The sequence below is a fragment of the Methylophaga lonarensis MPL genome (assembly GCF_000349205.1).
In the GTDB taxonomy this organism is placed as follows: Bacteria; Pseudomonadota; Gammaproteobacteria; order Nitrosococcales; family Methylophagaceae; genus Methylophaga; species Methylophaga lonarensis.
This window is the reverse complement of the sequence record NZ_APHR01000028.1, coordinates 1-21,317: the sequence shown is the minus strand read 5'-3', so window position 1 is coordinate 21,317 and position 21,317 is coordinate 1. Positions and strand designations below refer to the sequence as shown.

The window sequence follows — 21,317 nt, the reverse complement described above, 5'->3', positions numbered from 1 at the left end:
TCGCATGCTGTTATTACGATGATGGAACTATTCAAACCAGAATGACTCCCTAATAACGCAAATCGCGTTTTTAGCGACTTGTGACTGACTTTTAGAATAAAGGAGGAAACATGCGTTCTCTGATCTTGGCATCGCTAATGACGGCAGCGCCACTGATGGCCGACACAGGTGTTGGTGAGCAACAAGCCAAAGTGTTTGGTCACGAAGAAAAGGTGAAACTCTTTCCAGGTGGAATTGAGACCACCGCAAGACTCGACACAGGAGCCGCAACAAACTCGATGTACGCAGTCGATACTGAAGTGGTCGAGCAAGGTGGAGAAAAGCATGTGGAATTCACCTTTGTGGATCACGAAGGCAAATCACATCGACTGTCACGCCCGTTGGTCGATGAAGTCACAGTCACGCAAGCCAGTGGCCAACAAACGCGTTACGTGGTTGAAATGGGACTGTGTCTGGGCGATTACTATGAAAACTCACGCTTTACCCTGGCAGATCGCAGCCACCTGACTTTCCCGATACTGGTGGGTCGCAATTTTCTGGACAACTCGGTACTGGTGAGCTCTTCAGACACCAATACCCAAGCGCCGGAATGTGACGTGCGCCTGGGCTGACTTAGCCTATAGCGGTCGGTTGCCTGAGGACTGCTCAGGCTTTCGGCCCGGCTTGGGCGTTTCAGCGCTATCCATCAAAGTCAGATAGTCGTTTCTGAGCTGCTCGGTACGTGCCTCTGTCAGTTGAATGGCACAACCGAGGTAAATCACATTTCTGATCGAGCCCTGACGCCATATTTCGTATAAAGAACGGCAATGACTGTCTCGATATGACTGCCAGTTATGCTGACTGTCACTAATGGCTTCCATTACCTGACCGTCATCCTGATGGCGTTGCATGGCTTCAGACAGGGTGACGCGCATATGTTGTTCAGTGTCCTTTAGCATCTCTGACAGACAGGCATTCATCTCCAGCGTGGTTTGTGCTTCAGCGCAAAGCGACTGGTCAGCAAACAGTGGACTACTGGTTAAAAACAACAGGAATGCAAAAGCAGTTTTCATCATCGTCAACTCCATCAGGGTCCATCAGCATAACCCGAAACCATAAGACCAAAAGACATTGAATTTTTATCCTGTGGCTCTGCTAAACTGCAATCAGTCCACCCAATAAAGAGCCAGCATGGACTTTCAGCGGATCATCAACGTTAAACAGGTGAATGAACATATCCATTCATCAGGGCAACCTGTTATCGAAGATTTTCAATTAATCGCCGACGCTGGTTTTGAAACGGTGATCAACCTGCTACCAGCAACTCACCCCGAAGCACTCAAAAACGAAGCTGCCATTGTCAGCGAACTGGGCATGCACTATCTGCATATCGAAGTGCCTTTTGACCAGCCCCAGCGAGCGCACTGGAATCAGTTCAATCAGTTAATGGAACAACGTGCCGGCACCAAGGTCTGGGTACATTGTCTGCTCAACTATCGGGCTTCAGCATTTTTGTTCTTGTATCTGCATCATGTTCAGGGCCTGTCCGAATTGCAGGCCAGAAAGCGGGTATTCACCGACTGGACCGCCGATAGCGTCTGGTCGAATGTCATGTGCAATCGTTTTCCGGAGGATTCAGCATGAAACCAAGAATCAGTGTCATCACCCTGGGTGTCGACGATTTGAACCGGGCATTGCAGTTCTACCGCGATGGATTGGGATTAGCCACCGAAGGCATCATCGGTGAACAATACGATCATGGTGCCGTGGTGTTTATCGATCTGCAGCCTACCTTGAAACTGGCCTTATGGCCGAGAGCCAGCATCATCCGGGAACTGGGGATTGAAGCCGACAGCCCCAGTCCATCACATGCCATGATTTCACACAATGTCAGTAGCCGTGATGAGGTCGATAGCGTCATGGATGAAGCGGCGGCGGCTGGGGCTCAAGTACTCAAACCTGCCCATGAAACTTTCTGGGGCGGTTATGCCGGTTATTTTTGCGATCCCGATCAGCATGTCTGGGAAGTGGTCTGGAACCCTGACTGGGTCATTAGTGACTGAATAACAACGTTCTCACTCAAGGAATCTGTATGGCACACGAAGAGCTACATCTGAACCTGCGAAATCTGACGATGGCAGATTATCCGCAGCTCAAGCAATTGATGGATGTGGTCTACAACGATATCGGCGGTGCCTGGCCCAAAACGACGATTGAAGGTCTGATAGAACAGTTTCCCGATGGGCAGATTTGTATCGAAGATTCCGGAGATTTGATAGCGGTTGCCTTGACCGTGATGGTCAATTACGAACGCTTCAGCAACCCGCATACCTATGACGATCTGATTCTCAGCAATGACAAAATCTGGCACAACGCCAGCGGCGATTCCTTGTATGGCCTGGATGTCTTTATCCATCCCGACTATCGCGGTTATCGCCTCGGACGACGGCTCTACGAAGCGCGCAAGGATTTATGTCGAAATATGAATCTGCGGGCGATTCTGGCGGGTGGCCGCATTCCCAACTATCACAAATTTGCCGATAAACTGTCGCCTGCCGAGTACATTGAACAGGTATCACGCCGGGAAATTTACGACCCTATTCTTACCTTTCAGTTATCCAATGATTTTCAGGTCACGCGGCTGATGCATAAATACCTGCCCGAAGATGAAAAATCACTGGGCTACGCCACCCTGCTCGACTGGAACAATATTCTCTACACACCGCCAGCGCCGATGGTTGGCAACCAGAAAACCGTGGCTCGGCTGGGCGCTGTGCAATGGCAGATGCGTGAATTTCACTCGGTTGATGAAGTGCTGAAACAGGTTGAATATTTTGTCGATGCATTGTCCGATTACAAAAGCGACTTTGCCTTGTTTCCAGAGTTTTTCAATGCTCCGCTGATGGGCTTGACCGACCAAATGGATCAAACCCGTGCCATTCGATATCTGGCTGGCTTCACTGAACAGTTTCGCAATGAAATGTCGGACATGGCTGTCAGCTATAACATCAATATCATTACCGGCTCGATGCCTCTGCTGGAAAATGATCGAGTGTTTAATGTGTCATATCTGTGCCACCGAGATGGCCGGGTTGATGAACAACGCAAGATTCACATCACGCCGCATGAACGCCGGGACTGGGTCATTGAAGGCGGCAACCAGTTTGAGGTGTTTCAAACCGATGCTGGTCGGGTCGCCATCATGATCTGCTATGACATCGAGTTTCCAGAGCTGGGCCGTATTGCCGCTGATCAGGGCGTGGACATTATCTTTGTACCGTTCTGGACCGACACCAAGAACTCCTATCTCCGGGTAAGGCATTGCGCCCAGGCCAGAGCCATCGAAAATGAATGTTATGTCGTCGTTACCGGTAGTGTCGGCAACCTGCCCAAAGTACAAAATCTGGACGTGCAATACTCGCAATCGTCGGTATTTTCGCCGTCAGATTTTGCCTTCCCTCACGATGCAGTCATGGCCGAAACCACGCCGAACACCGAAATGATCATGTTTTCCGATATGGATCTGGAAAAACTCAAACTCACCCGCAATGAGGGTTCCGTCACCAACCTCAAGGATCGGCGCGATGATCTTTACAGCCTGAAGTTACTGAACAGCGACTCCTGAAACCTAGCCTCAGTGGGACCAGCACTGAGGCTCAGCTCAAATGTCCATCATCAACGAGTTCATGACAGCAACACTCAATTCCCGGTCGCTGGCCCGATAAATACGCTGTCGTGATAAATTTCGATAGTGGCGTCATTAATTACATCCGCAACGAAGCGCAGCGGAGTAATGCCATCTGCATCCATATCAACCTCGCGTCTCACCAGAGCCATTACCTGCAACATTTGCCCCGGTTCGATGTGATAACTTTCATGCACTCCATGCAGGGTAAACCCTGTCGGAGCCTCCAAGCGATATTGCACTTCCATCGGCTGATTTTGCTTATTAAGCAACTTCAATGTGTAGCGATTTTGAATACTGCCATCGCTCAATTGCACGTAAAGTGGTTGACGCTCAGGCAGCGCTGTAAAAGCAGTTGGCGACAATGTGGCAAAACCATAGACCACACCAACAAGTGACACCAGCATAATGGTGCAATAAACCAGTACCCTCGGTCGCAACAACAGTGCTTGAGGCTTTTGATGATCTACTAATTCAGCGTGTGAGGCATAACGAATCAAGCCACGTGGTTGTTCAATTTTATCCATCACTGAATCACAAGCATCAATGCACAAACCACAGGTAATACAGCCTTCTTGCTGACCTTTACGAATATCAATACCCGTTGGACACACCGCCACACACAGTTTGCAGTCGATACAACTGCCCTGCCCGCTCGCCAATTGCCCGCGCTGCAGTTTTCCTCGCGGTTCGCCTCGCTCCACATCATAAGCAGGCAATACAGTGTCCTGGTCATACATCACCGACTGCAAGCGGGCGTAAGGGCAGAGCCAAAAACAGACCTGCTCACGCATAAAACCTGCAAAGCCGTAGGTGAAAACGGTAAACACTGCGAGGGCAATCCACACTGCGATATGTGCCTGCAATGCAAACACATCGCGCCACAATTGATAAGCATCGGTAAACCAGGCGGAAAAGGTAATGCCGGTCAACAGTGCAATCAACATCCACAGACTATGCTTAGTAAGGCGTCGACTCAGTTTGTTGAGGCTGAATGGCTCCTGGCGGAATTTTTGTTGTTTCTGTGGTGTATTCCCCTCCAGCCACTCTTCAATGAGTGTGTATATATCTGTCCATACCGTTTGAAAACAGAAATAGCCACAAAATACTCGCCCGGCGACTGCACTGACCACCGCCAAGAGAATGGCAAAAAACAACAGGGTCAACGACAGCATCCAGATATCCTGTGGATACAAGGTCATTGAAAAAATATGAAACTGCCGATTGGGAATATCCAGCAAAACTGCCTGCTGGCCTTGCCAGCGCAGATAAGGCCCGAGGAAATAAATCAGCCAGACACTCATGCCAAACCATTTCAGCCGACGATAACGTCCGGGCATGCGTTTAGCGACGATCTGCTGTTCTCCAGCATTGAGCTGCCATTCAATAATTTCGTCCTGTAGCGTTTCTGAAGTGTGTTTAGTTATCTGTGACATATCAGTCAGCCTCGCTCAAACTATCGATTGCTGCTGTGGCGGATTAGCCAACAGTTCAGCAATGATCAACAGTGCCTCACGCAACATGTCATGACTGGCAATCAAGCCCAGCGATAAACGGGCTGATTGATAATGCTGTCCATTGGCGCTGAACTGCTGACCATCGACCACAGCAACGCCTCGCGCATTAGCGTGTGCAGCAAACTGATCTGCTCGCCAGCTGTCAGGGAGTCTTAACCAGAGATGTTGGGCATAGGGGCTGGCCTGAACCGCAAAATCAGCTAACAAAGTTTCAGCAATGGCCTGACGTTGCTGATTTTCCTCGCGGATGGCGATGGCAAACTGTGCCACCTTGTCTTGTTGCAACCAATCAGACAGCAAAGCCGCCATCAGTGGTGAGGCCATAACACTGATAGCATGCAATTGCTGAGCAAGTATCTGAGCGGCTCTGTCATCAGGCGCCATCACATAGGCGAGGCGAAGGCCGGGACTGATACATTTAGCCACCGTGCGGATATACCAGCCTCGCTGTGCAACAAAGTTACAAACTGGCGCGAAGGGCTCAGGCAACAACACCGAATACGGGTCATCCTCAATCAAGTGCAGTTGATAGCGTTCAATAATGGCTGCCAGCGCCTGTCGACGCTGAAGTGGAAGTGTGGTGGTTGTTGGATTGTCGATAGCTGGCACCAGATACAGCGCGGTGATTTTCTGTTGCTGACAGGCCTCGGCCAGTGCCGCATCACAAATACCGTCTTCATCCATTGCCAGAGGCCAAAGCTGAATACCATTGGCGCTTGCTGCCGCTTTTAAGCCTGGGTAGACCCATTCACCACAAGCCACCACATCACCAGCACTACAACAGAGTCGCAGAATGGCAAATAAAGCCGCCTGAGCACCGGCGGAAATGACTGTACGCTGGGCACTGACAGAATCCAGTGTTTCACCGAGCCAGTCACTGGCAATTTGCCGGTCATGTGGATTGCCAGCACTATGGTGATAGTTCAACTGCATCAGGCGCTCACCGGCGGCCATTAACTCACTGATCCCATCAGGAATAGCCTGACGTAATCCAGCACTGGTGGGTTGCGGTGGGTTGTTCATGCTTAAATCAAGCAACGCTCTTTTGCCTGACATATCAGCAAACAAGTGCAGTTCAACATCGCGACGGATAAAACTGCCACTGCCTACCCGGGCCTCAATTAATCCCCGGCGATTGGCTTCGTTATAGGCACGGGTTACCGTGGTCAAATCCACGCCTAACTGCCCGGCCACTTTGCGTTGCGGCGGCAAACGATCACCGGGTTTGATTCGTCCGGTATAAATGTCAGTTTCCAGCGCTTCAACGATGCCCAGATACTTTGTCCGGGCACTCAATTCAATACGTGCCTGCCACTCTGCCATGGTCGTTCTCCCATGTATTTATGGAAGCCACACTAGAGGGCAATTTACTCAAATGCAATCAAATACAAAGACAATTTTATAAATTGTATGGGCCTATTGCATGTCAGTTGCCGTATTTGAGTGGCTGCAATCTGTCATAAGTAGATAGCCCATACAATTTTTTGGATTGAAAAAGGAGCCAATGACAACATACTGGAAGGTTTGCGCAAAACTGAATGGCGTTAATACAACCTCAAGCCGACCTTGAGTACTTTATCGCCGTTGACCTCACTGACTACCCAGTGAATACCATGCCAATCAACGTCATCGCCGACCACGGGGTGACCACCAACACGCAGTGCAATAAATTCACCCAAGGTCATCTCGCCTTCACCTGCACTGACCGTCAGACCATAGGCTTTGGCGACATCTTTGAGCATGGCATCGCCATTTAGTGTGAACGAACCAAAAAAGGCCAATTCCTGTTTGAGTTTGGCATCGCCGTTAAACAAACGATTCAAGGCTGCCAGATCTTCGTTACGACTGATGACACAAATGACATCACCCAGTTGCAAGCGAGTACTGCCTTTGGGATGCAGCATCACATGATCGCGGAACAATGCAGAAATCAGCGTGCCTGAGGGAAAACGCAGCAAACGGATCGGCTGGTTGTCGAGGTCTTCGTTTTCTACCCGATAGACAAACAGCTCATAGTCATTTTCAGGCAGTATTCCCAATGGACCACGGTGATTCGGTTCTGCGCCTGTGGGGACTTCCACTTTTAACCAGCGTGCAACCCAGGGTATTGTGCCGCCCTGGATTAACAAGGACATCAACACCACGGCAAAGGCGACATTGAAATACAGTGAGGCATTGTCAACGCCACCAATCACCGGAAAAATTGCCAATACAATTGGCACGGCACCTCGCAAACCTACCCAGGAAATAAAACCGATTTCATGCCAGCGGAATTTGAAAAATGGCTTGATCGACAACACCACTGCCAAAGGACGGGCAATAAAGATCAAAGCCAGAGCGATCAGCGATGCCGGTAATGCAAAGCTGAGCAACTCACTAGGATTCACCAACAAGCCAAGAATCAAAAACAAGCCGATCTGACTCAGCCATGCCAAGCCGTCATGCACGGGCAGGATAAAGTTCAGATGTCGGCCTGGCTGATTACCAATCATCAAGCCACACAGGTAAATGGCCAAAAAGCCGCTGCCGCCCATGGCACTGGCGCCACCGAACACACACATTGCCAGCGCAAGCGCCAACAGTGCATACAGGCCGGGAGCCAAATCCAGCCAACGTAACAGGCGAGCACTTAACCAGCCACCGCCAATGCCGACCAGCAGGCCAAGACCAAATTGCTGCAGTAGAAACAATGCGCCATCAACAATGCCGTTGACGTTGCCCATTAACAACTCGACCAGCAGAATGGTCAGAAATATAGCCATCGGATCGTTGGTACCCGACTCGATTTCCAGGGTGGCGCCCACCCGCTCGTTCAGGTTGATACCTTGACCACGCAGCATGGAAAAGACTGCCGCCGCATCAGTGGAACCGACAATGGCACCAATCAACAAGCCTTCGATCAAACTCAGATCAAACACCCACATTGCCAGCAGGCCGACAATACCGCCCGTGAACACTACCCCCAAAGTTGCCAGAGATAATGCTGGCTTAAACCCAACACGGAAAGTCGATAAACGGGTACGCAAGCCACCGTCCAGCAGAATCATTGCCAAGGCCAGATGGGCAATGGTGAAGGCCAGGGAATAATCGTCAAAACGAATCCCCAGTAGTCCTTCCTCACCAGCCAACATGCCCAATACCAGAAATATCACCAGTAACGGCAAGCCAAATAGCGAAGACAAACGACTACCGACAATGCTCAAGGCAATCAGAAAGCCGCTGAGCAAAAACAGACTATTAATAGAATCCATGAAAATCCCGAATGACAGTGTCTTGATTATGCCACGCTCAGTTCTGGAGTGTTGATTGCTGAGAGGGCTGACCCTTTGATCGGATCTCAGTGGTGTTATCTAGCACTGAAAGGCAGCTTTTGCCACTGATAGCAAAGCTTTGTTCTGATGGAAAAAGTCAACGCGCTCAATCTGGCGGGTTGACCTCTGCAAGCTTTTTGATGTGCTCAGTCAAACCTACCGCCTGCTCTACATCAATCATCAATGCCAGACCCGTATCCAGGGTTTCATCAAGCTTGCCCGCTTCCAGCACAGCCGTGAGCACTTTATCTGCACGGCGGGATTCAACAAGAATTAATACGACATCACGAGGACTCATGATTTCAAAGCCAAATATCCCCAGAGGCTTTGCCAGTCCTTGACCTCTGGCATTTTTAATCACTGTCGCTCCGGTAGCGCCAGCAGCTCTGGATGCGGCCATGAGTGACTGTGTTTTGTCTTCATCGACAAAAGCCATGATGAGTTTAAATTTCATGTGTCATCCTCAGTGATTCAATACCAACCAAAGCCTAACATCAGATGATGTAATGATGAAGCAAATATTGATCGAATTCAGACAGGTTCAGCCGGGACTTAACAGCCACTGCCTGATGACAGAGTACCGCGGCCCGTCATCAGTTGATTCTGACAAATACAATGCAAAGGATTGTGCTTGCCATTGAAACTCAAACGACTCCAATGGCAGCAGCTGATTGGCTTTTCGCACCAACGTGACATGCGGTCGGTACGGTCGTTCCTCAATGGTGACGCCACACGCTTTAGCAATCGAAGATAAGGCTAGCACCAGCTGTTGCAGAGGCTCAGGAACCTCTGTAGCTGTCAGACAGATAATACGGGGTTTTGGCCAGAATTCAGCTTCGGTGAAACACAAACTGAACGGCGAAATTTCAATATGCCCGGCTAGCTCAATTAATCGCGCTTCTGTTTCCGACTTCACTTGCCCTAAAAAGACCAGTGTCACATGAAGGTTATCGGCTGACAGATATTTAAGCCCTTGCTGTCTGATACTGAACAAGTCAGTCATTGCCTGACGAATATCAGCCGGTGGCTGGATAGCAAAGAATAACCTTCGACTCAAGTTTCCGCCTCGACACAACGATTTCGTCCGAGATGTTTGGCCTGGTAGAGCGCCTTGTCAGCACGCTTGATACATTCTTCAATTGATTCGCCCGGTTGGTATTCGGCGATCCCGATGCTGACAGTAATCTGTCCATTGGGTTTGAAGGTTTGCTTATGGACATTGGTTCTTAAATCTTCTGCCAGTTGCCTGGCGCCAGCCAAAGGAGTTTCCGGGCAAATAATCATAAATTCCTCACCGCCCCATCGGCCGACAACGTCATGCTGACGCACCATCGTAGTGAGCAACTTGGCAAAATTAGCAATAATCAAATCGCCTGCATCATGGCCAAAACGATCATTGATCAGCTTGAAGTGATCAATATCGATCATCAACAGAGAGAAAGTGTGATGACTGCGAGTACTTCGTGCCAGTTCACTGGCAAAGGCCTCATGTAAACCATGGCGGTTGAGCAAGCCTGTCAGTTGGTCCTGGATCGACAAGGTGTGCAACTTTTTGTTGAGCTCTCGTAAACGCAGGTTATTACCGCGTACCTTCCAGTAGCGATAGGTCAGCAGTATCACCAGCAATAAGGAAACCGCCAATGACCAGAGAAGTGGTCGGGAGTCCGTCACCACTTCGTACTGTATCGACAACCAATTGCTGAGTATTCGCTGCCGATCAGCTTCAGAAGTCGCCGCAATTGCCTTGTTATAAATTGCCAGTAATTCCGGTAAGTCCCTTCGCACGCCGACCGACATCGCATAATGCTGATCCAGCACACCGCTGATTTTGAGATGCGATATGCCATGCCGAAACATCTGGTAATTAATGCTGGGCACTGTGTCGATATAGCCATACATTTTGCCTTTTTCGACTTTTCTCAAACCCTGTTGAGCACTGCCAACGGTGGTGATATCAATATCCGGGTAGGCGTTGCGTAGTATATCCACACTGGCATAGCCTTCAATCAAGACAAATTGCCTGTCGAGCACCTGCGAGAGGTCGATGATGAATTCATTACCCGGCTGAGTTGCAATAGCAAAGTTGTAATGGATAAAGGGATCGGTGACAGCGAGAAAGCCGCGCCTGTCTGCGACATCCTGTGCACTGGACAGAATGTCGCAGCGTCCGGCCTGAATATATTCGAGTGATTGTGGCCAACTGTCAGTGACAACAAATTGCAGTTCGGCACCGATTTTTTCGGCCCAAAGTGCATGAAAATCTGAAAACAGCCCGATGTGTCGCCCTTGTTGATCAATGCCTTCATAAGGCATCCAGTCTGGATCAGAGCAGAGCTTGATCGGCCCGTGTGCTTCAATAAACTGTTGTTCAGCCTCGGTCAGTGGCAGCTGGCTATCGGCCAGTATCGAACAGGGCAGGCACAGCAATCCGAAAGTGATCGCTGAATATTTCATGTTAAGCATCCTTGCTTTTTCATCTCAGTGGGCTTTACTGAGCGTCCCGGATAAACACCCAATCATCGCCTTTACTCATATCAGCGCTGAATCGATAGCCCTCATAGTCAAAGGCTTTAATCTGTTCGGGTTCATCCGGTTTTTGGTCGATAATGAAGCGGCTCATCAGGCCTCTGGCTTTTTTAGCGTAGAAGCTGATCATTTTGTATTGGCCGTTTTTCCAGTCTTTGAAGACAGGTGTGATGATTCTTGCATCGAGTTTTTTGGCGTCAACGGCCTTGAAGTATTCGTTTGATGCCAGATTGATCAAGATACCGTCGTCCAGCGCAGCTTCATGCTGTATCGATTCACGTAACTGACTGCCCCAGAACTCATAAAGGTCTTTGCCCTTGGCATTACTGAAACGGGTGCCCATTTCCAGTCGGTAAGGTTGAATCAAATCCAGTGGTCGCAGCACACCGTACAAACCGGACAGAATCCTCAAATGCTGTTGGGCATATTCGAAACCTGCCTGGTCCAGACTTTCGGCATCCAGTCCGGTATAAACATCGCCCTTGAAGGCAAGCACTGCCTGCTTGGCATTATCCAGATCAAACGGCAGAGACCAGGATGAAAAGCGTGCCATATTCAGGCCAGCCAGCTTGTCACTCAGGCTCATCAAGCTGGCAATGTCTTCAGCCGACAATTGCTTGAGTTGGTCGATCAGATGTTGAGACTGTTCCAAAAAACGCGGTTGGCTGTGAAGTTTCGTCACAGGTGCAGTTTCAAAATCCAGCGTTTTTGCCGGGGAAATCAGAGCAAGCATGAGTTATTCCGAGTTAAGGGGTCGAGCGATTATCGTCGTTGGTGTCTGAATCTCTCACTTCTTCAAAGTCATCGACAACAATCACGTCATCCACCTCTGAAACCGCATCAATTGGGCTGAAGGGATAAGGCTTGTTATCTATGTTGTAGGTGAGAAACAGCACGATTTGCTGAATGTATTGAGCCAGTTTGCTGCTGAAAGTTCGCACGCTAGCATTAGCTGCGCCAGTAAACAGCGCAAAAATCAGCTGCACGACAACTACCACCGACAGCAACATCAACAACAGATACAGCACAACCGCAAATGCCAGCATAAACAGTAGTCGAATCCACTGCGAACCACGGCTCAGGTTTTGCTTAACAGTTTGTAACTCCATCGGGCAAGATTCCCTGTTGAAAAAATGCGAATACTTTAACATCTTTTTTAACAAATTCTTTCATTTTCAGTGACAAAGCAATCTGCAGAAAATCTCGTTCGTCTTCTGCAAAACATCTGTGATGCGAAGATGAGCGACTTTATCCGGCTGTCTCTGGAGCTTGCCGGAGGATTGTGGGACACTTGCCCATCGTGTGCGACAGATTCCCTGACAATGAACAAACAACTTGAGTTTTTAAAGCATCGTATTGATGCGCTGACAGAGTTCAGCGGCAAAACCGTTTCATGGCTGGTTTTGGCACTGGTACTTTTAATCGTTTACGACGTGACGATGCGCTACTGGTTTCAGAGCGGTTCCGTCGCCTTGCAGGAACTGGAATGGCATTTGTTTGCCCTGCTGTTTCTGCTTGGCATGGCCTATACCCACAAACACGATGGCCATGTGCGGGTCGATATTGTGTTTAGAAGCCGTTTGCTGAATGACCGGCAGCGCGCCTGGATCAATGTGCTCGGTACCGTGCTGTTCCTGATGCCCTTCTGTTTGATGGTGCTGTTTACCAGTTGGCCTTTTGTGTATAACTCCTGGCTGTTTTCCGAAACCTCACCAGATCCGGGTGGTTTGCCTCACCGTTTTTTAATCAAATCGGCACTTCTGGTGGGTTTTGGTCTGCTGCTATTGCAGGGTATCGCTGAATTCATCCGCAATTTACAGATCGTGCTCGACAAACAGGAGGCCCGATAATGGAAGTCTGGGCGCTGATCATGTTTGCCGTGCTGTTCCTGCTGTTGCTGGCAGGATTCCCGGTCGCCTTTACCCTCGGTGCAGTTGCCTTGTTGTTTGGCGGCATCTTTCTCGGTATCGACTTTTTTAATTTACTGCCGTTTCGTATCTGGGGCGTGATGACCAATTTCACGCTGCTGGCTGTACCGTTATTTGTATTTATGGGGGTCGTGCTGGAAAAATCGGGCCTTGCGGAAGAATTGCTCGATACCATGGGCAGATTGTTTGGTCAGATCCGCGGAGGTCTGGCAATTTCAGTAGTGCTGGTTGGCGCATTACTGGCAGCCACCACCGGTGTAGTGGGTGCCTCTGTGGTGACAATGGCGGTTATCGCCTTGCCTGCCATGCTCAAACGAGGTTATGCGCCCTCACTCGCCAGTGGCACCATTGCCGCGTCTGGCACACTGGGGCAGATCATTCCGCCCAGCATCATTCTGATTTTATTGGGTGATGTCATTGGCGTCCCGGTCGGTGAATTATTTATTGGTGCGATTGTGCCGGGTACTCTGCTAATTGTGGCTTATATCCTGTACATCGCCTATGTAGCATGGCGACATCCACATCTGGCACCTGCCAGCCAGCAAAATGATATTGATCTGCCCAACCTTGCCCTGAGCGTCGTTAAGAGTCTGATTCCTCCGGTCTTGCTGATTTTTGCCGTGTTGGGTTCTATTTTCTTTGGCATTGCTTCTCCCACAGAATCTGCAGCCGTCGGTGCCATGGGGGCTTTATTGCTGGCAGCACTGCATCGCAGACTCACCTTGAGCACCTTAACTGAAGCCATGCAACGCACGACTCGATTGACCAGTATGGTGTTTCTGATTTTTATCGGTGCAACGGCTTTCGGACTGGTATTTGTGGGCATGGGCGGCGACAAGTTGATTTTGGAAATATTCACTGGCTTGCCCGGTGGAATGTGGACATTCCTGATTTTCAGCATGTTGCTGATTTTTCTGCTCGGCTTTTTTCTCGACTTCATCGAGATCTGTTTTATTGTGGTGCCGGTGATTGCGCCTGTCGCCATTTACATGGGCGTTGACCCACTGTGGTTTGCCCTGTTGATAGCGATTAATCTGCAAACCTCATTCCTGACACCACCGTTTGGCTTCTCGCTGTTTTATCTGAAAGCCAGTGCCCCACCGAGCCTGAAACTCAGCGATGTTTATCGAGGTATTCGCCCGTTTGTTGTCATACAGCTGCTGGTGTTGGTGACATTGATTGCTTTCCCGGCATTGACACTCTGGTTGCCAGGACTAATGCAATATTGATCAGTTGTCGCTAAAACCAATCGATTGCACCGCAGCAATCTCCTGAGTATCCAGCAATAACATCAACAACCTGTCCAGCCCCAATGCAACACCACTGCATTGGGGCAAGCCTTGGCTTTGAGCCATCAGCAAATGTTGATCTATCGGCATTTCTGCCTTGCCCAGTGATTTTCTGACGCGGTTATCGTCAACAAAGCGCTTGTGTAACTCAATGGCGTCGGTGAGTTCATCATAGCCATTGGCAAGCTCTAGTCCGCCGGCATAAAGCTCAAATCGGGCAGCTACTTTGTTTCCTTGTGCATCCTCAACACACCTTGCCAATTGCGCCTGTGATGCCGGGAAATCATAAATCATCACCGGTGCGGACAATTGAGCCAGCTGCGGTTCAATACACTGCGTCATCAATAACTCCAACCAGCCATCGCGATCAGTTTGCCAGCTGGCAGGCAATGCAGGGATCTTGTCCAATGCCAGCATACGCAATTCCGTTTCGTCTGCTTGAAGGCAATCAATCTGCAAATAATCATTGAATACTTGTGCATAGCTGAAATAAACCGCCGGTGCAAAGTCGGTCAGTTTTTGCAGTAACTGATCCAGTTCCTGCATTAACATCAGCAGCGTAAAACCGGGCCGATACCACTCCAGCATAGTGAATTCGGGACTGTGCAGACGGCCCAGCTCACCATTACGAAACACATGACAGATTTGATAGATGGGTCCACTTCCCGCCGCCAGCAAACGCTTCATAGCAAATTCGGGTGAGGTGTGCAGATAACGCCTGTGAGCCTTCTCTCCCGCATCACAGTGTGTGGCAAAACTGTCCAGATAAGTCGCCGTGGGTGCGGCCGATGACAACATCGGCGTATCGACTTCCAATACAGCTCGCTCAGCAAAAAAATGGCGGACATCAGCCATTAGCTGAGCCCGCCGTTTTAGTTTGTTTTGCATCAATTCAGTGTCTGCCATCAGGCAAAGCCAATAAAATCATCGAAGCCGACCGCTGAAGCGCAAAAACCAAAGTCAGATTAGTCTTTGGCGCGTTCTACATACGATGCTGACCGCGTATCCACCCGCAGCACTTCACCAATTTCGATAAATAAAGGCACTCGAACAACTGCGCCAGTTTCCAGTGTCGCAGGCTTGCCGCCACCACCTGAAGTATCTCCACGCACACCCGGATCAGTATCCACAACCGCAAGGTTAACAAAGTTAGGTGGTGTCACCAGCAGCGGCGAGCCATTCCATAGAGTGACCGTGTAAACGTACTGCTCTTTCAGCCAATCCTTGCTTTCAGTAATTGCGTTGGCATCTGCCGCATATTGCTCAAAGCTTTGTGGATCCATGAAATGCCAGAACTCACCATCGGTGTATGAAAATTCCAGATCCATTTCGACGACGTCAGCACTCTCAACCGTGTCGTTGGATTTGAAGGTGCGCTCGTTAACACGACCGGTTTTCAGATTACGGTATTTGACCCGGTTGAAGGCCTGTCCCTTACCCGGCTTCACAAATTCGTTTTCGATAATGCTGCAAGGATCACCATCCAGCATGAATTTCAGTCCGGATTTGAACTCATTGGTACTATAAGTTGCCATGCTAACCTCTTTTAAGGGACGATCGTCGTCTGTTTCTGAATCAAAGCGCCCTATGATACCGCAATCACAACCCTGCGCGACAGCCGCCCCTTGGCAACAACTTCTGGCCGAGAGCATCACCAGCGCAGAAGAATTGTTGCAGCGTCTTGGCCTGCAATCACAACTGCAGGCACTTGATCCACTGCAACTGAAAAAATTTCCGGTCAAGGTGACTGCGAGCTATTTAAGCAAAATGCGTTATGGCGATGCCAAAGATCCGCTTTTGTTACAGGTTTTTCCTCTGATTGATGAAGCTTATGAAACAGAGGGTTTTGTCGCTGATCCAGTCGGTGATCATCAGGCAGTTCGTCAGGCAGGCATGTTGCAGAAATATCAGGGACGGGCTTTATTGCTGACCACCGGCGCCTGTGCGATTCACTGTCGTTACTGTTTCAGGCGACATTTCCCTTACAGCAGCAGTAACCCACTTGCCAGTCAGTGGCAGCAAACGCTGGAGACACTGGCTGCGGATAGCACTATCAAGGAAGTGATTCTAAGCGGTGGCGATCCCTTGGTGCTCAGCGATCAGAAACTGTCATCAATCATTGCTGATCTCTCAGAAATCAAACACATCCAAAGACTCAGAATTCACAGTCGATTACCGCTGGTGCTGCCTGAGCGCATTACTGAAGATTTGTGTCGCAGCCTGAGTGAGAGCCGACTGAATGTGATCCTGGTCATTCATGCCAATCATGCCAATGAGTTTGATGAAGCTACGGCGCAGGCACTCAGTGCCTTGCAGCAGGCAGGTTGTCAGTTACTCAACCAGACGGTTTTGTTGCGCGGTATCAATGACAGCGCCGATGCACTGTGCCAACTCAGTGAACAGCTGTCTGTATGTGGTGTATTGCCCTACTATCTGCACTTGCTGGATCCGGTGGCCGGTGCCAGTCACTTTGATGTGCCACAAGCTCAGGGAGAAGCGCTGATTGCCACCATGCGCCAGCGCTTGTCAGGTTATCTGGTACCCAGGCTGGTTCGCGAAATTGCTGGCCAGCCCAGTAAGACGATTATGGCTTAGCGCCGCGCTTGCTGATGGGCACGTATTCCCGCTGTTCGCTGCCAATGTATATCTGGGTAGGTCGATAAATGCGATTGTTGGCAATTTGCTCACGCCAGTGAGCCAGCCAGCCCGCGCTTCGGGCAACCGCAAACAGGGCGGTGAACTGATCTTCGGGAATCCCCATCTCTGAGTAGAGAATGCCGGAATAAAAATCAACGTTCGGATAGACGCCTTTGTGGCCCAGCCTGTCAGCGCAGACTTCTTCCAGCTTAAGTGCGGTTTCAAACATTTGATCCAGATGACCGCCGCGTTCCTGAACCAGCTTTTCAACCAGTTTGTGCAGGATTTTGGCACGTGGATCTTTGACCTTGTATTCACGATGACCCATGCCCCAGATGACTTCCTTGTTGGCCAGCTTGTGATCCACCCAGGCTTCAACCTTGTCAGGCGCACCGATTTCCTTGAGCATGCCCACCACCATCTGGTTGGCACCGCCATGTAACGGGCCTGATAAGGTACCAATCGCCGCAGAAATCACTGCATAAGGTGACGCCAGTGTTGACCCGGCGACCAGCGCGGCAAAGGTTGAAGCATTCAAGGTATGTTCGGCATGCAGAATCAGGCAGACGTCCATAATGCGTGCCATCAGCGGGTCCGGCTCTTGCCCTGTGAACATGTACAGAAGATTTTCTGCTACCGAGAGATCTGAGCGTGGTTCAACCGGGTCATAGCCCTGACGCATATGTTCCCACATCGCCACCAGCGGGGCCATCTGAGCAATGATATTCACTGTCATGTTGCGAACATAATCAATGTCTTCACAGCTATTGGCATCGGTCAGACATTCGGTTCCGGGATAGAACATGCCCAGACTGGAAACTGCGGTTTGCAACATGTCCATCGGATGACCTGTTGCCGGGAAATGTCGCATCATTTCACGAATGTGATATTTGGTTCGGTAATGTGCTCTGAGATCTTTGACGAAGCTTTTCAAGGAGGTGTCAGTGGGAAGTTCACCTTCCAGCAGCAGTAGCGTTGTTTCTTCAAAAGTGCTGTTGGCTGCCAGGGTTTCAAGCGGATAGCCCCGATAACTCAATATGCCCTTTTCACCGTCGATAAATGAAATGGCAGACTTGGTCGCGGCAACGCCCTCCAGACCCGGTAAAAATTCAGTCATCTAGAACCTCTTGATTGTTTAGCTGGTGGAGATTTATCAGAAAGACGCGCCATTATACTGCAATGCTTGGTCGGGGACATCTTCTGACAATTCGCTGATTGTCAGTTGAGCATATCAGCCCAAATATTTTTTGCCCATGCAACCGCATAGTCGCCCTCGATGGCTGTGGCTGTTGCAGAAACTCCGCCGCCAGGCATTGGCAGCATATCAGCCTGTTCAGCATCATAACGATAAACAGCAGCGACATGTCCCGCCTGATGATCATCAACAAAGCTGTAACAGGTATTACTGAAAACCGGTTGCTGTTCAGGCTGTTCATCACGCATCAGTGCAATAATGGCTGCAGCACAGACTTTGGCTTGTGAGTTGGCAATATGGGCCGACTTGGGCACACCGGCAGAAACGGCATCGCCGATCACATGAACCTGCGGCACCGTGAGCGACTCATAACTGCGATAATCCACCCGGCACCATCGCCCGTCGACATCCATTACGCCAGCCATCTGCGCGACTTTGCCTGCTTTTTGTGGCGGAATCACATTCAAGACATCTGCCTTAAAACTGTCAAAAGCACTTTCAACCGTCAAGCGGTCGACATCCACAGATTCCAGTGGACTCATCGGTTGATATTCGATAAGCCCCGGATACAGTTCACTCCAAGCCTCCACGAACAAAGATTTTTTGGAGACGATATCGGCATTTGCATCCAGTATCACCAACTTGCCACGCGGATTGTGCCGCTTGAGATGCAAAGCCACCTGACAGGCACGTTCGTAAGGCCCAGGTGGACAACGATAAGGTGCTGCTGGAATGGTCATGACCATCAGCCCGCCCTGACGCATATCCGTTAACTGATCACGCAGTAATACGCTTTGCGCTCCGGCTTTCCAGGCATGTGGAACTCGCTGTTGTGCTTCGGCTGACGCCAGCATCGGCAGTCGGCTGTAATCCATATCCAGCCCGGGCGCGACAATCAGTCGATCATAATCAAGCTCAAGGTCATCATGTAGCTTGACCCGGCGTTTTTCGGTGTCTATCGCAACCACTTCAGCATGAATGATATTCACTCCGTGATTCTTGCCAAGCCCGTCGTAGCCCTGACTGAGATCCTGCAAACTACGGCTGTGACTGAGAATCAGATTACTTTGAGGACATGAAACAAAGGTCTGCTGACGCTCAACCATAATGACTTCAAAGTCAGGCGCCCACATTCGGATATATTTCGCCGCGGTGCAGCCGGCAAAACCACCACCGATGATGACAATTCTGGGAGCTTTTCGAGGTTTATTGCAGGCCATCAAAGGCACAGACAACAAACTCCCCGCCGCGGTGTAGCCAACACTTTTCAGAAAATCACGGCGTTTAATCGACACAGGGTGACTCTCCGAAACAAGCAAACTCAGGAAACGCTGACACCTTGCGCCTGCAGATCAGCATGATAGGAAGAACGAACCATCGGGCCACTAGCGACATGCACAAAGCCCATTTGTTTGGCGACTTCAGCCAGTTGCTCAAACTCTGCCGGTGTGACAAAGCGTTCAACTGCCAGATGATGTCGACTGGGTTGAAGATACTGCCCCAAGGTGAGCATCTGACAGCCATGCTGACGGAGATCCTGCATGACCGCATGCACCTCCTCAATGCTTTCACCCAGCCCCAGCATCAGACCTGATTTGGTCGGTACATCCGGGTGCTGGTTCTGAAAACGCTGAATCAAATCCAGAGACCACTGATAGTCAGATCCTGGTCTGACTGCCTTGTAGAGTCTCGGAATTGTCTCGAGGTTGTGGTTGAAAATATCGGGGGGTTGATGTGCAAGTACTTCCAGGGCAAGGTCCATTCGTCCACGAAAGTCAGGCACAAGCACTTCGATCCTGGTCTGTGGTGACCGCAGGCGTATTTCACTGATGCAGCGAGTAAAGTGAGCTGCTCCACCGTCACGCAGATCATCTCTGTCAACCGAGGTCACAACGACATGCTTGAGCCGCATATCAGCGATCAGACTTGCCAGTTGTTCAGGCTCGTTTTCATCCAGTGCATCGGGACGGCCGTGAGCAACATCACAAAACGGACAACGGCGGGTGCAGATATTGCCCATGATCATAAAAGTCGCCGTACCGTGAGCGAAACATTCTCCAAGATTCGGGCAGGCGGCCTCTTCACAAACGGTGTGTAGATTATGTTCGCGAATCAGACCTTTAAGTCTGCTTACTTCGGGATCAGCATGCGATTTTGCACGGATCCACTCGGGTTTGCGCTTGGGGTCAGCTGGCACAATCTTGATGGGGATTCTCGCCACCTTGGAAGCGCCCTTGAGGGCTTTGATATCACGTTTGGCGTGTTCAGCTTGCGTCATGGTTTTATGCTTGCCTGTTGGTTAATCGCTGACACTAACAGCGATGACAGTTGTTGTTTTGCCTGAGGCATGGTCAGAGATACGCCAAGGCTTTTCATGTCGATCACCGGCATTCCCGCATAGCCACAGGGATTAATCAAATCAAATGGCGTGAGATCCATATCAACATTAAGACTGATGCCATGATAACAGGCTCCACGCCTGACCCGTAAACCAAGCGCTGCTATCTTGGCGTCATCGACATAAACGCCCGGAGCATCTTTTCGCGCGTGAGCCTGTATTCCGTGGTTGTCCAGCAGACGGATAACTGAGTTTTCCAGAAGCGTCACCATTTGGCGAACACCGCTGTGCATGCGCTTGAGATCGAGCAAGGTATAGATCACCAGTTGTCCGGGACCGTGATAAGTAATCTGACCGCCGCGATCCGATTGCACCAGCGGAATGTCAGAACTCGTCAGCAAATGCTCAGGCTGCCCATTGTGACCTTGCGTGAACACCGGATAATGCTCCAGTAACCACAGCTCATCCTCCGTTTCCGGCTGACGCTGGTCGGTAAAATCCCGCATTTCCTGCAAGGTGCTTGAATAGTTCACCTTGCCAAGATCACGAATCTGCATCAGGTCGCTAAAGTACGTATTTCACCAGCTCGTGGCTGCTGAGTTCCTGATAAATCGCATCAAGCTGTGCCTTGCTGGTGGCCTGAATCAGCACCGTGACTGAAGTATATTTACCACCTGAGCTTTGTTTGCTGCTGACCGCAGCCTCGGGCAGTTCGCTTACATGTCTGCGGACAATTTCAACCACCAGTGCATCGAAGTTATCACTGCTGATGCCCATCGCCTTGATGGGGAATTCGCAGGGAAACTCAAGCAGTGTTTCTTGTGTGCTGTCAGCCAAGATTCTGCTCCTGCTTCAAATGCTGATACAGCGTAATCAAGCGTTGCCAGACCGGACCTGGTTGCCCGTTTCCGA

Annotated in this window: 23 protein-coding genes; 7 read left to right on the top strand and 16 right to left on the bottom strand. The window is 50.1% G+C overall.

The features are described 5' to 3' along the window. Positions 1 to 110: 110 nt before the first annotated feature. Positions 111 to 611: an ATP-dependent zinc protease family protein gene (locus tag MPL1_RS05730; protein ID WP_009726179.1), complete on the top strand. Its 501-nt coding sequence runs from the start codon at positions 111 to 113 to the stop codon at positions 609 to 611. A gap of 6 nt (positions 612 to 617) precedes the next feature. On the opposite strand, the gene MPL1_RS05725 is transcribed toward MPL1_RS05730, so the two are convergent. After that, a complete protein-coding gene (locus MPL1_RS05725) occupies positions 618 to 1,055 on the bottom strand; it encodes a lysozyme inhibitor LprI family protein (protein ID WP_009726178.1) in 438 nt (145 codons plus the stop codon). A gap of 115 nt (positions 1,056 to 1,170) precedes the next feature. Here MPL1_RS05725 and MPL1_RS05720 point away from each other — a divergent pair, with 115 nt between their 5' ends. The 3 genes from MPL1_RS05720 to MPL1_RS05710 are packed head-to-tail and all read left to right on the top strand — an operon-like array spanning position 1,171 to position 3,604. Continuing rightward, complete coding sequence (locus tag MPL1_RS05720) at positions 1,171 to 1,623, top strand: protein tyrosine phosphatase family protein (protein ID WP_009726177.1); 453 nt, start codon at positions 1,171 to 1,173, stop codon at positions 1,621 to 1,623. Next, positions 1,620 to 2,042, top strand: coding sequence for a VOC family protein (locus MPL1_RS05715; protein WP_009726176.1), 423 nt, complete (start codon positions 1,620 to 1,622; stop codon positions 2,040 to 2,042). Before MPL1_RS05720 ends, MPL1_RS05715 begins: the two co-directional genes overlap by 4 nt. Before the next feature lie 29 nt (positions 2,043 to 2,071). Further along, positions 2,072 to 3,604 (top strand): bifunctional GNAT family N-acetyltransferase/carbon-nitrogen hydrolase family protein, encoded by a 1,533-nt coding sequence (locus MPL1_RS05710; protein WP_009726175.1) that lies wholly within the window; start codon positions 2,072 to 2,074, stop codon positions 3,602 to 3,604. A gap of 74 nt (positions 3,605 to 3,678) precedes the next feature. Here the strand turns inward: MPL1_RS05710 and ccoG are convergent, their stop codons facing one another. The 8 genes from ccoG to MPL1_RS05670 form a co-directional block, all read right to left on the bottom strand. Further along, positions 3,679 to 5,100 carry a cytochrome c oxidase accessory protein CcoG gene (gene ccoG, locus MPL1_RS05705; RefSeq protein WP_009726174.1) on the bottom strand — a complete coding sequence of 474 codons (1,422 nt, stop codon included), beginning with the start codon at positions 5,098 to 5,100 and terminating at the stop codon, positions 3,679 to 3,681. A gap of 15 nt (positions 5,101 to 5,115) precedes the next feature. Next, positions 5,116 to 6,504 (bottom strand): aminotransferase-like domain-containing protein, encoded by a 1,389-nt coding sequence (locus MPL1_RS05700; RefSeq protein ID WP_009726173.1) that lies wholly within the window; start codon positions 6,502 to 6,504, stop codon positions 5,116 to 5,118. 221 nt (positions 6,505 to 6,725) lie between these two features. After that, positions 6,726 to 8,432: a potassium/proton antiporter gene (locus MPL1_RS05695; protein WP_009726172.1), complete on the bottom strand. Its 1,707-nt coding sequence runs from the start codon at positions 8,430 to 8,432 to the stop codon at positions 6,726 to 6,728. 166 nt (positions 8,433 to 8,598) lie between these two features. Next, on the bottom strand, positions 8,599 to 8,946 hold the full coding sequence (locus tag MPL1_RS05690; RefSeq protein ID WP_009726171.1) for a P-II family nitrogen regulator: 348 nt from the start codon (positions 8,944 to 8,946) through the stop codon (positions 8,599 to 8,601). 87 nt (positions 8,947 to 9,033) lie between these two features. Then, positions 9,034 to 9,549 carry an RNA 2',3'-cyclic phosphodiesterase gene (thpR, locus tag MPL1_RS05685; protein WP_009726170.1) on the bottom strand — a complete coding sequence of 172 codons (516 nt, stop codon included), beginning with the start codon at positions 9,547 to 9,549 and terminating at the stop codon, positions 9,034 to 9,036. Further along, the gene (locus MPL1_RS05680; RefSeq protein ID WP_009726169.1) at positions 9,546 to 10,946 is read right to left on the bottom strand and encodes a diguanylate cyclase; all 1,401 of its coding nucleotides are present in this window, start codon (positions 10,944 to 10,946) and stop codon (positions 9,546 to 9,548) included. The genes thpR and MPL1_RS05680 overlap by 4 nt, the downstream gene beginning before the upstream one ends. A gap of 34 nt (positions 10,947 to 10,980) precedes the next feature. Beyond that, the gene (gene yaaA, locus MPL1_RS05675; RefSeq protein WP_009726168.1) at positions 10,981 to 11,751 is read right to left on the bottom strand and encodes a peroxide stress protein YaaA; all 771 of its coding nucleotides are present in this window, start codon (positions 11,749 to 11,751) and stop codon (positions 10,981 to 10,983) included. Between the two features lie 13 nt (positions 11,752 to 11,764). Next, positions 11,765 to 12,127 (bottom strand): DUF4389 domain-containing protein, encoded by a 363-nt coding sequence (locus MPL1_RS05670; protein ID WP_009726167.1) that lies wholly within the window; start codon positions 12,125 to 12,127, stop codon positions 11,765 to 11,767. A 129-nt stretch (positions 12,128 to 12,256) separates the two neighbouring features. On the opposite strand from MPL1_RS05670, the gene MPL1_RS05665 reads away from it, so the two are divergent. Further along, positions 12,257 to 12,868, top strand: a complete 612-nt coding sequence (locus MPL1_RS05665) for a TRAP transporter small permease subunit (protein WP_235045540.1) — start codon at positions 12,257 to 12,259, stop codon at positions 12,866 to 12,868. After that, positions 12,868 to 14,175 (top strand): TRAP transporter large permease, encoded by a 1,308-nt coding sequence (locus MPL1_RS05660; RefSeq protein WP_009726165.1) that lies wholly within the window; start codon positions 12,868 to 12,870, stop codon positions 14,173 to 14,175. Before MPL1_RS05665 ends, MPL1_RS05660 begins: the two co-directional genes overlap by 1 nt. Here the strand turns inward: MPL1_RS05660 and epmA are convergent, their stop codons facing one another. After that, complete coding sequence (gene epmA, locus MPL1_RS05655; RefSeq protein ID WP_009726164.1) at positions 14,176 to 15,141, bottom strand: EF-P lysine aminoacylase EpmA; 966 nt, start codon at positions 15,139 to 15,141, stop codon at positions 14,176 to 14,178. A gap of 59 nt (positions 15,142 to 15,200) precedes the next feature. Continuing rightward, complete coding sequence (gene efp / locus MPL1_RS05650) at positions 15,201 to 15,770, bottom strand: elongation factor P (RefSeq protein ID WP_009726163.1); 570 nt, start codon at positions 15,768 to 15,770, stop codon at positions 15,201 to 15,203. Positions 15,771 to 15,822: 52 nt separating this feature from the next. Between efp and epmB the strand changes: the two genes are divergently transcribed. Then, positions 15,823 to 16,830: an EF-P beta-lysylation protein EpmB gene (epmB, locus tag MPL1_RS05645; RefSeq protein WP_009726162.1), complete on the top strand. Its 1,008-nt coding sequence runs from the start codon at positions 15,823 to 15,825 to the stop codon at positions 16,828 to 16,830. Here epmB and MPL1_RS05640 read toward each other — a convergent pair. From MPL1_RS05640 to MPL1_RS05620, 5 genes are all read right to left on the bottom strand, one after another. Continuing rightward, a complete protein-coding gene (locus MPL1_RS05640; protein WP_009726161.1) occupies positions 16,820 to 17,989 on the bottom strand; it encodes a citrate synthase in 1,170 nt (389 codons plus the stop codon). The two genes, epmB and MPL1_RS05640, sit on opposite strands and share 11 nt — an antisense overlap. A gap of 101 nt (positions 17,990 to 18,090) precedes the next feature. Beyond that, entirely contained in the window at positions 18,091 to 19,362 is a 1,272-nt protein-coding gene (locus tag MPL1_RS05635) for an NAD(P)/FAD-dependent oxidoreductase (RefSeq protein ID WP_009726160.1), read from the bottom strand. 26 nt (positions 19,363 to 19,388) lie between these two features. Then, positions 19,389 to 20,345: a lipoyl synthase gene (gene lipA / locus MPL1_RS05630; protein WP_009726159.1), complete on the bottom strand. Its 957-nt coding sequence runs from the start codon at positions 20,343 to 20,345 to the stop codon at positions 19,389 to 19,391. Beyond that, complete coding sequence (gene lipB, locus MPL1_RS05625; protein WP_009726158.1) at positions 20,342 to 20,962, bottom strand: lipoyl(octanoyl) transferase LipB; 621 nt, start codon at positions 20,960 to 20,962, stop codon at positions 20,342 to 20,344. Before lipB ends, lipA begins: the two co-directional genes overlap by 4 nt. Positions 20,963 to 20,969: 7 nt before the next feature. Then, on the bottom strand, positions 20,970 to 21,242 hold the full coding sequence (locus MPL1_RS05620) for an HP0495 family protein (protein ID WP_009726157.1): 273 nt from the start codon (positions 21,240 to 21,242) through the stop codon (positions 20,970 to 20,972). Between the last annotated feature and the right edge of the window lie 75 nt (positions 21,243 to 21,317).

Bases quoted from the DNA above. Each gene is read 5' to 3' on its own strand.
- MPL1_RS05730 (WP_009726179.1), top strand. From the start codon at position 111: ATGCGTTCTCTGATCTTGGCATCGCTAATGACGGCAGCGCCACTGATG.
- MPL1_RS05725 (WP_009726178.1), bottom strand. From the start codon at position 1,055: ATGATGAAAACTGCTTTTGCATTCCTGTTGTTTTTAACCAGTAGTCCA.
- MPL1_RS05720 (WP_009726177.1), top strand. From the start codon at position 1,171: ATGGACTTTCAGCGGATCATCAACGTTAAACAGGTGAATGAACATATC.
- MPL1_RS05715 (WP_009726176.1), top strand. From the start codon at position 1,620: ATGAAACCAAGAATCAGTGTCATCACCCTGGGTGTCGACGATTTGAAC.
- MPL1_RS05710 (WP_009726175.1), top strand. From the start codon at position 2,072: ATGGCACACGAAGAGCTACATCTGAACCTGCGAAATCTGACGATGGCA.
- ccoG (WP_009726174.1), bottom strand. From the start codon at position 5,100: ATGTCACAGATAACTAAACACACTTCAGAAACGCTACAGGACGAAATT.
- MPL1_RS05700 (WP_009726173.1), bottom strand. From the start codon at position 6,504: ATGGCAGAGTGGCAGGCACGTATTGAATTGAGTGCCCGGACAAAGTAT.
- MPL1_RS05695 (WP_009726172.1), bottom strand. From the start codon at position 8,432: ATGGATTCTATTAATAGTCTGTTTTTGCTCAGCGGCTTTCTGATTGCC.
- MPL1_RS05690 (WP_009726171.1), bottom strand. From the start codon at position 8,946: ATGAAATTTAAACTCATCATGGCTTTTGTCGATGAAGACAAAACACAG.
- MPL1_RS05680 (WP_009726169.1), bottom strand. From the start codon at position 10,946: ATGAAATATTCAGCGATCACTTTCGGATTGCTGTGCCTGCCCTGTTCG.
- yaaA (WP_009726168.1), bottom strand. From the start codon at position 11,751: ATGCTTGCTCTGATTTCCCCGGCAAAAACGCTGGATTTTGAAACTGCA.
- MPL1_RS05670 (WP_009726167.1), bottom strand. From the start codon at position 12,127: ATGGAGTTACAAACTGTTAAGCAAAACCTGAGCCGTGGTTCGCAGTGG.
- MPL1_RS05665 (WP_235045540.1), top strand. From the start codon at position 12,257: ATGAGCGACTTTATCCGGCTGTCTCTGGAGCTTGCCGGAGGATTGTGG.
- MPL1_RS05660 (WP_009726165.1), top strand. From the start codon at position 12,868: ATGGAAGTCTGGGCGCTGATCATGTTTGCCGTGCTGTTCCTGCTGTTG.
- epmA (WP_009726164.1), bottom strand. From the start codon at position 15,141: ATGGCAGACACTGAATTGATGCAAAACAAACTAAAACGGCGGGCTCAG.
- efp (WP_009726163.1), bottom strand. From the start codon at position 15,770: ATGGCAACTTATAGTACCAATGAGTTCAAATCCGGACTGAAATTCATG.
- epmB (WP_009726162.1), top strand. From the start codon at position 15,823: ATGATACCGCAATCACAACCCTGCGCGACAGCCGCCCCTTGGCAACAA.
- MPL1_RS05640 (WP_009726161.1), bottom strand. From the start codon at position 17,989: ATGACTGAATTTTTACCGGGTCTGGAGGGCGTTGCCGCGACCAAGTCT.
- lipA (WP_009726159.1), bottom strand. From the start codon at position 20,345: ATGACGCAAGCTGAACACGCCAAACGTGATATCAAAGCCCTCAAGGGC.
- lipB (WP_009726158.1), bottom strand. From the start codon at position 20,962: ATGCAGATTCGTGATCTTGGCAAGGTGAACTATTCAAGCACCTTGCAG.